This is a genomic window from Pseudonocardia tropica (assembly GCF_040105315.1).
Lineage (GTDB): Bacteria > Actinomycetota > Actinomycetes > Mycobacteriales > Pseudonocardiaceae > Pseudonocardia > Pseudonocardia alni.
The window spans coordinates 94,361-109,717 of the sequence record NZ_JBEDNP010000008.1 but is presented as its reverse complement, the minus strand read 5'-3'; the positions used below and the strand labels follow the sequence as shown (position 1 = coordinate 109,717).

Annotated in this window: 12 protein-coding genes; 9 read left to right on the top strand and 3 right to left on the bottom strand. The window is 74.3% G+C overall.

Annotated features, from left to right (window positions below; translation table 11 throughout):
- Nucleotides 1-9: 9 nt before the first annotated feature.
- Both trpS and yhjD read left to right on the top strand, forming a co-directional pair.
- Nucleotides 10-1,023, top strand: coding sequence for a tryptophan--tRNA ligase (gene trpS, locus WHI96_RS14995; RefSeq protein WP_345643518.1), 1,014 nt, complete (start codon nt 10-12; stop codon nt 1,021-1,023).
- A gap of 43 nt (nt 1,024-1,066) precedes the next feature.
- Nucleotides 1,067-2,131, top strand: coding sequence for an inner membrane protein YhjD (yhjD, locus tag WHI96_RS14990; RefSeq protein WP_425571569.1), 1,065 nt, complete (start codon nt 1,067-1,069; stop codon nt 2,129-2,131).
- A gap of 617 nt (nt 2,132-2,748) precedes the next feature.
- On the opposite strand, the gene WHI96_RS14985 is transcribed toward yhjD, so the two are convergent.
- On the bottom strand, nt 2,749-4,095 hold the full coding sequence (locus WHI96_RS14985; protein ID WP_345643512.1) for a D-alanyl-D-alanine carboxypeptidase family protein: 1,347 nt from the start codon (nt 4,093-4,095) through the stop codon (nt 2,749-2,751).
- Nucleotides 4,096-4,184: 89 nt separating this feature from the next.
- Nucleotides 4,185-4,634, bottom strand: coding sequence for an SRPBCC family protein (locus WHI96_RS14980; protein WP_345643510.1), 450 nt, complete (start codon nt 4,632-4,634; stop codon nt 4,185-4,187).
- Nucleotides 4,635-4,828: 194 nt separating this feature from the next.
- Between WHI96_RS14980 and WHI96_RS14975 the strand changes: the two genes are divergently transcribed.
- From WHI96_RS14975 to murJ, 7 genes are all read left to right on the top strand, one after another.
- A complete protein-coding gene (locus WHI96_RS14975; protein WP_345643508.1) occupies nt 4,829-5,977 on the top strand; it encodes a BMP family lipoprotein in 1,149 nt (382 codons plus the stop codon).
- Nucleotides 5,974-7,485: an ABC transporter ATP-binding protein gene (locus WHI96_RS14970; RefSeq protein ID WP_345643506.1), complete on the top strand. Its 1,512-nt coding sequence runs from the start codon at nt 5,974-5,976 to the stop codon at nt 7,483-7,485. Before WHI96_RS14975 ends, WHI96_RS14970 begins: the two co-directional genes overlap by 4 nt.
- Entirely contained in the window at nt 7,482-8,561 is a 1,080-nt protein-coding gene (locus tag WHI96_RS14965; RefSeq protein ID WP_062397669.1) for an ABC transporter permease, read from the top strand. The genes WHI96_RS14970 and WHI96_RS14965 overlap by 4 nt, the downstream gene beginning before the upstream one ends.
- Entirely contained in the window at nt 8,558-9,793 is a 1,236-nt protein-coding gene (locus WHI96_RS14960) for an ABC transporter permease (RefSeq protein WP_345643502.1), read from the top strand. Before WHI96_RS14965 ends, WHI96_RS14960 begins: the two co-directional genes overlap by 4 nt.
- A 36-nt stretch (nt 9,794-9,829) precedes the next feature.
- Nucleotides 9,830-10,246 carry a cytidine deaminase gene (locus WHI96_RS14955; RefSeq protein ID WP_345643675.1) on the top strand — a complete coding sequence of 139 codons (417 nt, stop codon included), beginning with the start codon at nt 9,830-9,832 and terminating at the stop codon, nt 10,244-10,246.
- Nucleotides 10,243-11,571, top strand: coding sequence for a thymidine phosphorylase (locus tag WHI96_RS14950; RefSeq protein ID WP_345643500.1), 1,329 nt, complete (start codon nt 10,243-10,245; stop codon nt 11,569-11,571). The genes WHI96_RS14955 and WHI96_RS14950 overlap by 4 nt, the downstream gene beginning before the upstream one ends.
- Nucleotides 11,572-11,884: 313 nt before the next feature.
- Nucleotides 11,885-13,729, top strand: coding sequence for a murein biosynthesis integral membrane protein MurJ (gene murJ, locus WHI96_RS14945; protein WP_345643497.1), 1,845 nt, complete (start codon nt 11,885-11,887; stop codon nt 13,727-13,729).
- 230 nt (nt 13,730-13,959) lie between these two features.
- On the opposite strand, the gene WHI96_RS14940 is transcribed toward murJ, so the two are convergent.
- On the bottom strand, nt 13,960-15,285 hold the full coding sequence (locus WHI96_RS14940; protein ID WP_345643494.1) for a coiled-coil domain-containing protein: 1,326 nt from the start codon (nt 15,283-15,285) through the stop codon (nt 13,960-13,962).
- Nucleotides 15,286-15,357: the final 72 nt, after the last annotated feature.

Genomic DNA, 15,357 nt, shown 5'->3' with positions numbered 1-15,357 from the left:
ATGACGGCCATGAACGACGCCCACCGTCCCCGCGTGCTGTCCGGGATCCAGCCCACGGCCGACTCGTTCCACCTCGGCAACTACCTGGGTGCGCTGCGGCAGTGGGTGGCCCTGCAGGACGACCACGAGGCGTTCTACTGCGTCGTGGACCTGCACGCGATCACGGTGGAGCACGACCCGGCCGAGCTGGCTCGGCGTACCCGGGTCGCGGCCGCGCAGCTGCTCGGGCTGGGGCTCGACCCGGACCGCTGCACGCTGTTCGTGCAGTCGCACGTCCCGGAGCACGCGCGGCTGTCCTGGATCCTGGAGTGCATCACCGGCTTCGGCGAGGCCGGCCGGATGACCCAGTTCAAGGACAAGTCCGCCAGGCAGGGCACCGACCGGGCGACGGTCGGGCTGTTCACGTACCCGATCCTGCAGGCCGCGGACATCCTGCTCTACCAGGCCGACCGCGTCCCGGTCGGCGAGGACCAGCGCCAGCACCTGGAGCTGACCCGCAACCTCGCGCAGCGGTTCAACCACCGCTTCGGCGAGACGTTCCGGGTGCCCGAGCCGCACATCCCGCAGGCCACGGCGAAGATCTACGACCTGCAGGACCCGACGGCGAAGATGAGCAAGTCGGCGTCGTCGCCCAGCGGGATCGTGGAGCTCCTCGACCCGCCGCGCACCTCGGCCAAGAAGATCCGCTCCGCGGTGACCGACAACGAGCGTGAGATCCGCTTCGACCCGGAGAACAAGCCGGGCATCGCGAACCTGCTCACCGTCAACGCGGCGATGACCGACCGGAAGGTCGCCGAGGTCGAGGCCGAGTACGTCGGCCGCGGCTACGGCGACCTGAAGAAGGACCTGGGCGAGATCGTCGCCGCGTTCGCGGAGCCGTTCGCGGAGAAGGTGAACGGCTACCTGGCCGATCCGGCCGAACTCGACCGGGTGCTCGCGCGCGGTGCCACCCGTGCGCGTGAGGTCTCCGGCGCGACACTGGCCGCGGTTCACGAGAGGATCGGGTTCCTCCCGCCCGCCTGAGCCACGCGCCCGGGGCGGGGAGTACCACCGAACCGGGGGAATGATGGCCGAGAACCGCGCCGCCACGATCGCGCACCGGCTGGAGACCGACGAGGAGGAGACGGAGACCTTCCTCGACCGCCAGCGGGAGAAGCATCCGTGGCTGGACCACCTGGTCCGGGCGGGGGAGCGCTACACCGAGAACCACGGCGACCACTACGCCGCGGCGATCACCTACTTCTCCATCCTGGCGCTGGTGCCGCTGCTGATGGTCGGGTTCGCGATCGCCGGGTTCGTGCTGCGCGGGAACCCGGACCTGGTGATGCAGCTGCGGGACGGCATCACCTCCGCCGCTCCGGGCGACCTCGGCCAGACGCTCGGCCAGGTCGTCGACACGGCGATCAACCGGGCGGGCGCGATCGGTGCGGTCGGTCTGATCGGCGCCCTGTACTCCGGCATCGGCTGGATGAGCAACCTGCGCGAGGCGCTGACCGAACAGTGGGGCCAGCGTGACGACGCCCCGCCGATGATCAAGCGGCTGGCGTTCGACCTGCTGGCGCTGCTCGGGCTCGGCCTGGCGCTGGTGGCGTCGTTCGCGATCGCCTCGGTCACCGGTGCGCTCGGCGGGTTCCTGCTCGGCCTGGTCGGACTCGGCGGCGTCGGCTGGGCGATGTTCCTGCTCAGCGTCGTGTCGTTCCTGGTCGGCATCGGCGGGAACTGGCTGGTCTTCCTCTGGGTGATCGCGCGCCTGCCGCGGGAGCCCGTGACGTTGCGCAGCGCGGCGAAGGCCGCCCTGCTCGGTGCGATCGGGTTCGCGATCCTGCAACGCGTGATGGTCGTCTACCTCGCGACCATCGGTGCGTCCCCGGCCGGTGCCGCGTTCGGCTCGATCCTCGGTCTGCTGATCTTCATCTTCTTCACCTCGCGGTTCCTGCTGTTCGTGACGGCCTGGGCCGCGAGCGCCGAGGAGAACGACCTGGGCTACCGCGACCTGCCCGCCCCGGCGATCATCCGGCCGCAGTACGTCGTCCGCGACGGGCCGGGCGCGCTCGCGTCGGCGGGGCTGGTCACCGCGGGGCTGATCGGTGGAGCGCTCGGCCTGCGGGCCCTGGGGCGCCGGCGGCGCTGACCCGGATCGCCGTCCGGTCCCCGGCGTACGCGTTCGGACAGGTGTGCGCGCGGTCCGGGGCTGCCGCGCTGCGGCGAGGTGCCGGCGGCTCGTGGTCACCGGGGTACCCGCGACGCCGTCCCGCCCCGATCCCGAAGGACCTGATCCCGACAAGTTCGCTTACCCGGTAAGCGAATTCGCAGGAGGGTGTGGCCGCCCGGCCCTCGGGCGCGGGGGTGAGCCGGTGCCGTCCCGGCAGGGTCTCCAGGGAGCGGCCCCGAAGAACTCGTTCGCCCGGTGAACGCTTCCGCGGGCCCGAGCTCCAGGGACGTGACCCCGACGAGTTCGCTTACCCGGTAAGCGAGTTCGCAGGAGGGTGTGGCCCGGCCTGCGGGCGCGGGGGTGAGCCGGTGCCGTCCCGGCAGGGTCTCCAGGGAGCGGCCGCGACGAATTCGCTTACCCGGTAAGCGAACTCATAGAAGGGTGCACCCCGGCCCTCGAGCACCGGGGCGAGCCGGCGCCGACTCGGCAGGGTTTCCCGGAAGGGCCCCGACGACTCGTTCACCCGGTGGACGATTGCGCGGGAGGAGAGTTCCGGGATGCGGGGCGCCGGGACGGTCCCGGGCGTCTGCCGCAGGTCAACGACGCCGGCGCAGCCGCGCGGCGACCAGCGCCCCGACACCGGCGAGCGCGGCGACCCCGCCGACCAGCACCGCGGCGGGAACCGACGCAGCACCCGCGGGATCCGGGGCGCCGGTCGCCGTCGCCCCGTCGGTGCTCCCCGTCGCCCCGTCCCCGCCTCCGGTCGCCGTCGCGCCGTCCGCGCCGCCTGCGCCGCCTGCGCCGTCCGTGCCGCCTGCGGGGGCCGCGGCGCCCGGGGGCGTGTCCGAGCCGTCGGGGGACCCGGTGGTGCCGGGCTCGACCAGCGTCCCGATCCCGGTGGCCGGGGCGCCGAAGCCCCAGTCCAGCAGGGCGCGGGCCTGGTCGACCATCGGCACCGGCCGCGGCTCGCCGCGCACGACGGCGACGACCAGCCGTCGCCCGTCGCGCTCCATCGCGCCGACGAAGGTGTGCCGGGCGGCGTCGGTGAACCCGTTCTTCCCGCCGAGGAAGCCGGGGGCGCCGAGGAGCCGGTCGTCGTTGCCGAGCAGGAAGCCGGGCTTGTCGGCGAACCCGGGGAACGGCATGCTCCGGGTGGTCAGCGCGGCCGCGATCCGCGGGCGCTCCAGTGCGGCGCGCAGCAGCAGGCCCAGGTCGTAGGCCGAGGCGGACATCCCCGGGCCGTCGAGACCGGCGGGCGTCGCGGGGCGGGTGTCCAGGGCCCCGAGGCGGCGGGCCTCGTCGCGCATCGCGGCCAGCGTCGCGGGGACCCCGCCGAGCTCGCGGGCCAGCGCGTTCGCGGCGTCGTTGCCCGAGGACAGCAGCAGCCCGTGCAGCAGCTGGTCGACCGTGTAGCGCCCGCCGGGACCGATCCCGGCCCGGCTGCCGTCGACGTTCGCGTCCTCGGCGGTGCCCACGGCCACCCGGTCCATCGGCAGCCGCTCGTCCACGACCAGCGCGAGCAGCAGCTTGATCGTCGACGCCGGACGCTGCCGCGCGTGCGGGGCCCGGGCGGCGAGCACCGCACCGGAGTCGAGGTCGGCGACGACGTACGACGCGACCCCGACCGGCGGGGGCGGCACCGGCCCGGCGTGGGTGTCACCGCAGCCGTCGAGCCCACCGACCGGCGGCGACGGCACCGGCAGCGGGGCGACCGGCACCGTCTCCTCCCGCGCGGGCGGGCCGGGCGGGACCTCCTGCCCCGGGCACCCCGCGGCGGCCGGGACCGGAGCGGCGGCCGCGGCCGGAGCGGCGGCCGCGGCCGGAGCGGCGGAGGCGACCGGTGCGGTACCCGCCGGCCCGACCAGCGCGAGCGCCACGACGACGGGAACGAGCAGCCGGGCGGCGGGTCGGCGCGGGGAGCCCGGGCCGGCGGGGGTCGTCACCGTTGCAGCATGACCCACCGCCCGGCGGATCCGGGCCGCCCGCTCCGGACCCGGCACCACGGACCGCGCCCCACTTCCGGCGATCACGGTCAGCGCTCGACGATCTCCTTGACCCGGTCCAGGCTGCGCTCCAGCCCGTCGCGCATCAGGGTCTCGCGGTCCCGGCCCAGGATCCCGCTGCGCTGCAGCAGCCGTACCGGCAGCGCCGCCTCGCCGGTCTTCTCCCGCCAGGCGACGACGGTCGTCGCCCCGTCGCCGGCCGGCTCCAGGACCCAGCCCCAGGCGGTGCGCGACTCGGTCACGACGAAGGTGAACCGGCGGGCCGGCTCGCACTCGGTGACCCGGCAGTGCGTCGACCAGCGGATCCGGCCGTGCCGGTTGCCGCCGGTGAACCTCGCGCCGACGGCGGGCCCGGTCGCGTCGCCGCGCCACCGTCCCCCGGTGGCCTCCGGGCTCCACTCACCGGCCCGGGTGATGTCCGAGACCAGCTCCCACACCCGCTCCGGTGGGGCCTGCACCGTACGTTCCGCGCGATCCATCGATCCTCCTCCGACGACTGCCGTCACCTCCCGGTACAAGATCGTCCGGGTGCGCGGACGGTACCGTCCGTCAACCGCTCGACGATTCCGCGTCACGGCCCTGTTTCGACTTCTGCCAAAACCGTTGTCCAGCGGTTACCGTCCCGTCCGGACACGCGCCGCCGAGCGGTGGCGCCGGAGGGGGAGGTCACCTCGTGCGGATCAACCAGCGCATCGGAGGCAGGCGCCGGCACGCGACCGCGATCGCGCTCGTGGCCGCGGCGGCACTCACGCTCGCGGGCTGTGCCCGCGACACCGGCGGAGGCGGCGGCGCCCAGGCCGGGGAGTGCGAGCGCGTCGCGCCGCCGTCGGTCCCTGCCGCGTCGGCCCGACCGGCGCCGGAGGCCCCGAAGGCGGACGCGAGCGGGCTCAAGGTCGGGCTGGCCTACGACATCGGCGGCCGTGGCGACGCCTCGTTCAACGACGCGGCGGCCGCCGGCCTCGACCGCGCCGTCGCCGAGCTGGGGCTGCAGAAGGCCAACACGCGCGAGGCGACCGCCCAGGCGGGGGAGAGCGAGGACGCGGGCACCAACCGCCTGCGCCAGCTCGCCCAGGGCGGGTTCAACCCGATCGTCGCGGTCGGCTTCAACTACGCCACCGGCGTGAAGACCGTCGCGACCGAGTTCCCGAACATCCAGTTCGCGATCGTCGACGACGACACGGTCGACCTGCCCAACGTCAAGCCGCTGGTCTTCGCCGAGGAGCAGGGCTCGTTCCTGGTCGGCGCCGCGGCCGCGCTGAAGACCTCGACCTGCAAGGTCGGGTTCATCGGCGGCGTCGACAACCCGCTGATCCAGAAATTCGACGCCGGCTACGAGCAGGGCGCCACGACCGTCGCGCCGCAGATCGACGTCGAGTCGGCCTACATCTCCCCGGCCGGCGACTTCACCGGCTTCAACGACGCCACCCGCGCCACCGAGATCGCGTCCGGCCAGTACGACGGCGGCGCCGACATCGCCTTCGCCGCGGCGGGCCAGTCGAACCAGGGTGTCTTCGCGGCCGCGCAGACCGCGCAGAAGAAGGCCGTCGGCGTCGACTCCGACCAGTACAACTCGCCGCAGCTGACCCAGGTCCGCGACACGATCATGACGTCGATGATCAAGCGGGTCGACGTGGCGGTCTACGAGTACATCAACGCGGTCGCGGGCGACACCGTCGCGCAGCTCCCGGCGCGGTTCGACCTCGCCAACAACGGTGTCGGCTACTCCACCTCCGGTGGCCAGGTCGACGACATCGTCCCGCAGCTCGAGGCGTACAAGGCCGCGATCATCGCCGGACAGATCGACGTCAAGTCCACGAAGTGACCGACGAGCGCCACGCGGTCGAACTGCGCGGGATCACCAAGCGGTTCCCCGGCGTCGTCGCGAACGACGGCGTGGACCTCACCGTCACCCACGGTGAGGTCCACGCCCTCTGCGGCGAGAACGGGGCCGGCAAGTCGACCCTGATGAAGATCCTCTACGGGATGCAGACGCCCGACGAGGGCACGATCGTCGTCGACGGGGCGGACACGCACTTCCGCAGCCCCGCCGACGCCATCGCCGCGGGGATCGGGATGGTCCACCAGCACTTCATGCTGGCCGACAACCTGACGGTCGCGGAGAACGTGCTGCTCGGCGCCGAGCGCCTGCACGGCATCGGGAGGGCCGCCCGCGCGCGGATCACCGAGCTGTCCGCGACCGTCGGGCTCGCCGCGCGGCAGGACGTGCTCGTCGAGCACCTCGGCGTCGCCGACCGGCAGCGCATCGAGATCCTCAAGGTGCTCTACCGCGGCGCCCGCACGGTGATCCTCGACGAGCCGACCGCGGTGCTGGTCCCGCAGGAGGTCGACGAGCTGTTCGCGACCGTGCGCACGATGCAGGGCGACGGCTACACGTTCCTGTTCATCTCGCACAAGCTCGACGAGGTCCGCGCCGTCGCGGACCGGATCACGGTGATCCGCCGCGGCCGCACGGTCGGCACCGCGGACCCGCGGACCGTCACCAACCGCGAGCTGGCGGAGATGATGGTCGGCTCGGAGCTGCCCTCGCCGGAGACCCGCGAGTCGACCGTGACCGACCGCCAGGTGCTGCGCGTCGAGGGCCTCGGGCTGGCGAGCCCGGACGGCGGCCGTGACCTGCTCGACGGCGTCGACCTCGTCGTGCACGCCGGTGAGGTGCTGGGCATCGCCGGCGTCGAGGGCAACGGCCAGACCGAGCTCGTCGAGACGGTCATGGGGATGCGCAGGCACGCCCGTGGGCGGGTGCTCCTGAACGGCACCGACATCTCGGCCGCGTCGACGATGGCCCGCCGCGAGGCCGGCATCGGCTACGTCCCCGAGGACCGGTCCCGCCACGCCCTGCTCGGCGAGCAGCCGCTGTGGGCGAACCGGATCCTCGGGTTCCAGTCCCGGCCGCCGATCGCCCGGCGCGGGCTGCTGGACACCGCCGCCGCGCGCACCGACACCGAGCGGATCGTGCGCGACTTCGACGTCCGCACCCCCGGCATCGACGTCATGGCCGCCGCGCTGTCCGGCGGCAACCAGCAGAAGCTCGTCGTCGGGCGGGAGCTGTCCGGCGACCCGGTGCTGCTCATCGCGGCCCACCCGACCCGCGGCGTCGACGTCGGCGCGCAGGCCGGTATCTGGGCCGAGCTGCGCCGCGCCCGCGCCGCCGGGCTCGCGGTGCTGCTGGTCTCGGCCGACCTCGACGAGCTGATCGGCCTGTCCGACACCCTCGCCGTCATCTCCGGCGGGCGGCTGGTCGGCACCGCCGATCCCGCGACCGTGACCCCCGAGGAGCTGGGTACCAAGATGACCGGAGCCGCCACGTGAGCCGGCTGCGGGGCGCCGTCGTCGCGCCCGTCCTGGCGATCGCGGTCGCCGCCCTGCTCTGCGGGGTCGCGCTGGTGATCAGCGGGGCGTCGCCGTGGACGGCGGTCACCACCATCCTCGCGCAGGTCGGGTCGGGCACGGTCGTCGTGGACACCGTGAACTCCGCCGCCGTCTACTACCTCGCCGCGCTGGCCGTCGCGATCGGCTTCCAGATGCGGCTGTTCAACATCGGCGTCGAGGGCCAGTTCCGGGTCGCCGCCTGCGTCGCCGCGATCGTCGGCGGGACGGTGGCGCTCCCGCCGGTCCTGCACACCGTGCTGATCATGGTGGTGGCGCTGCTGACCGGCGCCGCCTGGGTCGCGATCCCGGCGCTGCTCAAGGCCTACCGCGGTGTCTCGGAGGTCATCTCGACGATCATGCTGAACGCGATCGCCACCGGGCTGATCGCCTACCTGATCCGCGCCGAGACCTTCGGCGAGCTGCGCGGCAACAACATCACCACCCCGCCGATCCCCGAGTCGGGCTGGTTCCCCGGGATCCCGGTCGGCAACGGCGCGATCTTCGGGATGGTGTTCGTCGCGGCCGCGCTGGGCATCGGCTACTGGTTCCTGCTCGGACGCACCCGGTTCGGCTTCGAGCTGCGCGCCTCCGGCGAGTCGGCGACGGCCGCCGCGACCGGCGGGGTGAACGCGCGCCGCACGATCGTCGTCGCGCTGCTGCTCTCCGGTGCGGTCGCCGGGCTGGTCGGGCTGCCCGAGCTGCTCGGGCGCGACCACGCCTACACGCTGTCCTCGCCGCAGGGCTACGGCTTCACCGGCATCGCGATCGCGCTGCTGGGCCGCAACCACCCCGTCGGCATCGCGCTGGGCGCGCTGCTGTGGGCGTTCCTGGACAAGTCCGCGGTGGCGCTCGACGTCGTCGGCATCCCGCGGGAGATCGTACTGATCATGCAGGGCCTGATCGTGCTGTCGGTGGTCGTCGCCTACGAGGTCGTCCGCCGGGTCGAGCGCCGGGCCGAGCAACGGCGGGTCGCCGCCGCGGCCCCCGCACCGCAACCCGCGGAGGTGTCGTCGTGACCGCGGTGCTGGACCGTGCGCGGACCCTGCCCGGCTGGGCCCGGTCGGCGCTGATCGCGGCCGCGCTCGTCGCCGTCCTGTCGGTCACGGTGACGCTGACCGGCCAGACCCAGCTGACCTCCGGCGGCACCGCGTCCGCCGCGGTGCGGCTCGGGCTGCCGATCCTGCTCGCCGGTCTGGGCGGCCTCTGGGCCGAACGCGCCGGGATCATCAACATCGGCCTCGAGGGCATGATGGTGCTCGGCACCTGGGGCGCGGCGTGGGCCGGCTACCAGTGGGGCCCGTGGGCGGCGATGCTCGGCGGGCTCGTGTTCGGCGCGCTCGGCGGGCTGCTGCACGCCGTCGCGACGGTGACGTTCAACGTCAACCACATCGTCTCCGGCGTCGCGATCACCCTGCTCGGGACGGGGCTGACGAAGTACCTGGCGACGCTGGTGTTCACCCCGGTCTCGCAGAACCCGCGCCAGTCCCCGCGGCTGGAGGGCTTCACCGAGTTCTCGATCCCCGGGGTCGCCGAGGGCCTCGCGGCGCTGGAGGCCCAGCAACGGGTGTTCGTCTCCGACCTCGCCGGGCTGCTGTCCGGGCTGGTCACCGGCCTGACGCCGATCCTGGTCATCGGGATCGCGCTGGTCCCCGTGAGCTACCTCGTGCTGTGGCGGACGGCGTTCGGGCTGCGGCTGCGCAGCGCGGGGGAGTCCCCGGTCGCGGCGGAGTCGCTCGGCGTGAACGTGGTGCTGCACAAGTACGTCGCGGTCACGATCTCCGGCGCGCTCGCCGGGCTCGGCGGTGCGGCGCTGGTCCTCAACCCCGGCCAGCTCGGCTACCTGGAGAACCAGGTCGGCGGCCGCGGGTACATCGGCCTCGCCGCGATGATCTTCGGCAACTGGCGGCCCGCCGGGCTGCTCGTCGGCTCGGCGCTGTTCGGCTACGTCGACGGCCTGCAGCTGCGCGCCGGCGGTGAGGCGGTGCACGCGCTGCTCTACGGCGCGACGCTGGTCGCGGTCGTCGTCGCGGTGCTGTGGGCGATCCGCCGGATGTGGACCGCCGCCGCCGTCGCGCTCGTCGCGGGGCTGCTGGTGTACGCGGTCTACTGGTCGGTCGACACCGTGCCCAGCGAGTTCGCCTCCTACGCCCCGCAGCTGGTCACGCTGATCGTGCTCGCGGCGGCCTCGCAACGACTACGACCACCGGCCCGGCTCGGCGAGCCGTACCGGCGCGGGGAGGGACGCTAGATGGCAGGCGGGGGACCGTCCGGAGCGGGCGCGGACATGGTGCGGCCCGACGCACCCGTCCCGGACTGGGACGCCCTGCGGGCCGCCGCGGTGCAGGCCGCGGCCTGGGCGTACGCGCCGTACTCCCGGCTGCACGTCGGCGCGGCCGCACTCGTCGGCGACGGGCGGGTGGTCACCGGCTGCAACGTCGAGAACGCCTCCTACGGCCTCGGCGTCTGCGCCGAGGTGACCCTCGCCGGGCAGCTGCGCCTCTCCGGCGGCGGACGGCTGCTCGCGGTCGCCTGCCGATCCGGCGACGGCGACCTGCTCATGCCGTGCGGACGCTGCCGCCAGGTGCTCCACGAGTTCGGCGGCGCCGCCCTGCTCTGCGACACCCCGCGCGGGGTGCTGCCGTTCACCGAGGTGCTGCCCGACGCGTTCGGTCCCGAGCACCTGCCCGGGGGCGCGCCGTGATCCGGGGCGTCGGGTGGGCCGACGGCGCGCCGCCGCCGTCCCCGTTCAGCGCCGTCGAGGTCATCGCGGCCAAGCGCGACTGCCGCACGCTGTCGAAGACCCAGATCGACTGGGTGGTCGACGCCTACACCCGCGGGGAGGTCGCCGACGAGCAGATGGCCGCGCTGGCCATGGCGATCCTGCTCAACGGCATGGAGCCCGGCGAGATCGCGCACTGGACCCAGGCGATGATCGACTCCGGTGAGGTTCTGGACTTCGGCGACGTCGGACGCCCGCTGGTCGACAAGCACTCCACCGGCGGCGTCGGGGACAAGATCACGCTGCCGCTGGCGCCGCTCGTCGCGGCGTGCGGGGCGGCGGTGCCGCAGCTGTCCGGGCGCGGGCTCGGCCACACCGGCGGCACCCTCGACAAGCTGGAGGCGATCCCGGGCTGGCGCGCCTCGCTGACCACCGACGAGATCACCGCGCAGCTGCGCGAGGTCGGCGCGGTCGTCTGCGCGACGACGCCCACGCTCGCCCCCGCCGACAAGCGGCTCTACGCGCTGCGCGACGTCACCGGCACCGTCGAGTCCGTCCCGCTGATCGCCAGCTCGATCATGAGCAAGAAGCTCGCCGAGGGCACCGGCGGGCTGGTCCTCGACGTGAAGGTCGGGTCCGGCGCGTTCATGAAGACCCTGCCGCGCGCCGGGGAGCTCGCCGACGCGATGACCGCGATCGGCGCCGCGCACGGCCTCCCGACCACCGCGCTGCTCACCGACATGTCCCGTCCGCTGGGCCGCTGCGTCGGCAACGCCCTGGAGGTCGCCGAGTCGGTCGAGGTGCTGCGTGGTGGGGGACCGGCCGACCTGGTGGCGCTCACCGTCGCGCTGGCCACGGAGATGCTCGCCCTCGCCGATCTGCCCGACGCCGACCCGGCCGCGGTGCTCGCCTCCGGCGCCGCGTACGACGTGTGGGAGCGGATGATCGCCGCGCAGGGCGGGGACCCGTCCGCGCCGCTGCCGGTGGCCGCGCACGTCGAGACGGTCGTCGCCGAGCGGTCCGGGATCTTCTCCGGGGCCGACGCGCTCGCCGTCGGCACCGCGGCCTGGAAGCTCGGCGCCGGGCGCGCCCGCAAGGAGGACCCGGTGCAGGCCGGAGCCGGGGTCCGGCTGCTGGCCGGCCCGGGTGACGAGGTCCGCGCCGGTACGCCGCTGGCCGAGCTGCACACCGACGACGCCGACCGGCTCCCCGCGGCCCGGCGGCTGCTCGCCGGGGCGGCGCTGCTGATCACCGCGGACCCGCCGCCCGAACGGGACCTCGTCCTGGACGTCCGCCGGGGCGGCTGACCCGGCCCGGCCGGTGCCGCCGGCCGGCGTCGGGCCGTGCGCGGGCACCGCCGGGACGGTCGGGTCCGCGACACGCCCGCCGCTGCGCCGTGACGCCGGGCCGGTGCGCCCACCGGTGGGTGACGGCGCGGTGCCGGGCGGGCGTCGGCACGACGATTCCGATCCGGCACGATGGACCACGATGCGTGAGGACCGACGAGCGGCGGAGCGGGCGCCCCACCCCGCGGTGGTGCGGCACCCGCCGCTGCCCCGACCGGTGATGGGCACCGACCCCCGTCGGACCCCGCGGACGCCCCCGGAGGGAGCCGCCGAGGTGACCCGTCCGCTCGGGTCCGGCCGGGTCCCCGACCCGGGCGAGCCGACGACCCCACTGGGCCCGGTGGCCGACCCGTCGTCCGGCCGTCCGGCACCCCCGACGCGCCCGGACGGTCCCGCCGGGGGTCCGGGGACCCCGTCGAACGGCACCGCGCCGGCCGGGGACACGCCCGGGGACGGCGGAGCACCGGCCCCGGGGACGTCCGGGGACGGCCCCACCGGGACGACGCCGTCCGGCGGCGCGGAGCGCACCGGGTCGCTCGTCCGCTCCTCCGGCATGATCGCGATCGCCAGCCTGGTCAGCAGGCTCACCGGCTTCGTCCGGAACCTCGCGCTGGTCGCGGTGCTGGGCTTCGCGGTCGTCAACGACTCCTACACCGTCTCGAACACGCTGCCGAACATCGTCTACGAGCTGCTGCTCGGCGGGGTCCTGACCAGCGTGATGATCCCGGTGCTGGTCCGCGCCCAGGCCGAGGACGCCGACGGCGGCGAACGCTTCACCCGGCGTCTGCTCACCGTCGTCGGGGCCGCGTTGCTGGTCGCGACCCTGATCGCGATGGCCGCCGCCCCGCTGCTGACCAGGCTCTACCTCGGCTCGGGGGACACCGGACAGGCCAACCCGGCCCTGGCCACGGCGTTCGCCTGGCTGCTGCTCCCGCAGATCTTCTTCTACGGCATCGGTGCGCTGCTCGGCGCGGTCCTGAACTCGAAACAGGTGTTCGGGCCGTTCGCCTGGGCGCCGGTGCTCAACAACCTGGTCCTGCTGGGAGTGCTCGTCGGCTACGTGCTCGTGCCGGGGGAGATCTCGGTCGACCCGGTCCGGATGGGCGACCCGAAGCTGCTGGTGCTGGGGGTCGGGACGACGCTCGGCATCGTCGTCCAGGCACTGGTGCTGATCCCGTTCATGCGCAGCATCGGGTTCCGCTACCGCCCGGTGTGGGGCTGGGACCCGCGGCTGTCGCTGGCCGGGGGGATGGCGCTGTGGATCGTGGCCTACGTCCTCGTCGGGCAGGCCGGCTACATCGTCACCACCCGGGTCGCCGCGTCGGCGTCCGAGGGGTCGGTCGCGACCTACATGAACGCGTGGCTGCTGCTCCAGGTCCCGTACGGGGTGCTCGGGGTGTCGCTGCTGACCGCGCTGATGCCGCGGATGAGCCGGGCCGCGGCGAAGGGCGACGTCGACCAGGTCGTCACCGACCTCTCGCTCGGCGCGCGCCTGTCCACCGTCGGGCTCGTGCCGATCGCGGCCGTGATGACGGCGTTCGGCCCGTCCCTGGGCACCGCGCTGTTCTCCGTCGGCGCGGGCAGCGGGACCGGGGCCGAGCGCCTCGGCCAGGCCGTCGCGTGGTCGGCGTTCGGGCTCCTGCCCTACGCGGTCACGATGCTGCAGATGCGCGTGTTCTACGCGATGACCGACTCCCGCACCCCGACGCTGATCCAGGTCGGCATGGTCGGGGTCAAGATCCCGCTGCTGCTGGCGTGCCCGCTGCTGCTCCCGCCGGAGCAGGTCGTGCTCGGCCTCGCCGCGGCGAACGGGGTCTCGTTCGTCGGGGGCGCGGTGCTCGGGCAGTGGCTGCTGCGTCGCCGCCTCGGCCGGGCCCGTTCCGGTGAGGTGCTCGCCTGCCTGGCCAGGGTGGCACTCGCCTCGGCCGCCTCGGCCGCCGTCGCCTGGGGGATCACCCGGCTCGTGGACCCGGCGCTCGCGGACTGGCCGGACGTCGCCCGCGCCTGGACGCTGCTGGTCGGGGGCTCGCTGATCGCGCTGCCGCTGGCCGTGGTCGCGATGCGCGTGCTGAGGGTCCGCGAGCTCGACGCCGTGTTCCGGCGCTTCGCCCGCCGCTGACCCCGGCGCGCACGACGGCGGCGCCCCGGGCCCGGCACCCGGTGTCCGGGCGGCACGCCGGGAGAACGCGAACCCGAGACGGCTCGGCCCGCCGACGGGCAGCAGTCCCGTGGCCGCGCCCTCGATCTGCACCGGAGCGGCGCCGCCGACCGGCCGGTACACGGCCCGGAACGCACGGACGCCGCGCCCCCGGCGTGCGGGGCGCGGCGTCCGTCAGGAGAACCGGGGACTCAGTCGTCCGGGTCGTCGCCGACCAGGTCGGCCGCGGAGGCACCGTTCTGGCTCTTCACCGCGACCTTGGCCCGCCCGCGGCGCTGGGCCGGGCGGGGCGGGGGCGGCGGGGCCTGCTGGGCGTACTGCCCGCCCCGGCCCATGATCAGCTCCGCGAAGGTCGCCATGGCCTCGTCGAGCTGGCTGGCGTTGCGGCGCTCGGACTCGGCGTTGGCCTTGGTGACCAGGTCGGTGACCGAACCGGTGTCCGGACGGTCGCGCAGCACGGTGTCGAGACCGGAGAGCCGGTCGTCGACGCCGGTGGACAGCGTGGAGACGTCGCCGGCCAGCTTCTCCAGGCGGGTGTCGACCTCCCCGGTCAGCCTGTCGAGGCGGCCGTCGACGTCGCCGGTGAGCTTGTCGAGCCTGCCGTCGACGCTCTCGGACAGGGTGTCGAACCGGCCGTCCACGGTCTCCGACAGCGACGACAGCCGCTCGGTGACCGAGCCGTCGAGCTCACCCAGTCGGTCCTTGAGGGAGCCGCCGAGCTTGCCGACCCGCTCCTTCACCGACCCGTCGAGATCGGTGAGCCTGCCGTCGAGCCCGGACTCGACCGAGTCGAGCCGGGTGCCGACCTCCTCCAGGCGGGCGGAGAGGGCCTCCAGCCGCTCGGTGAGGGCGTCGAACGCCGGGGTCGGGTCGACGGCCGGGCGCTGGGCCAGGTCCTCCAGGCGGCGGTGCAGGCCCACCGAGGTGTCGCCCAGCAGGTTGCGCAGGCCCTCGCCGGTCTCCTCGAAGGAGTGCACGGCCGCGTCGAGCTGCTCGCGCACCTGACGCTCGACGCCGTCGACGCGCTCCTTGATCGGGGAGGCGACGGCGTTCGGCATCGCGTCGAGCCGCATCTCGTGCCGGTCGAGCCGGTTGTCGAGGTCGTCGAGGCGCTTGTGCAGGCCGCCCAGGCGGTCGTCGAGGCCGTCCATCCGGCCCGAGACGCCCTCCAGACGCCCGCCCATGCCGTCGAGGCGGCCGTCGAGCTGGGCGATCGGCTTGGCCAGCTTGTCCGGCAGCGACTCGATGGCCCGGGTGATCGCGCCGAGCACGATCTCGGTGTTGTCCAGCTTGGACACGGTCTCGTCGAGGCGCTCGGCGAGGACGTTCAGCTCGGTCCGGTCGGGGAGTTCGGTGAGCTTCTTGCGCACGGTGCCGATGGCGTCCAGGGCCGCCAGCCGGGCGTGGATCTCGTCGAGGGAGTCGAAGATCTGCTGCTGTTCGCTGTCACGGATCTCGGCCGCTCGCATGAGCATGCCGCGCATCCGGTCGAACGAGAGGTTCGAAGTGTCGCTCATGGCACCTGCTGCGCTTCCTCTGAGCCAAGTGGGGAGTGCCCAGAGGGTAGCGACCGCCGGACGAGGGTCGAC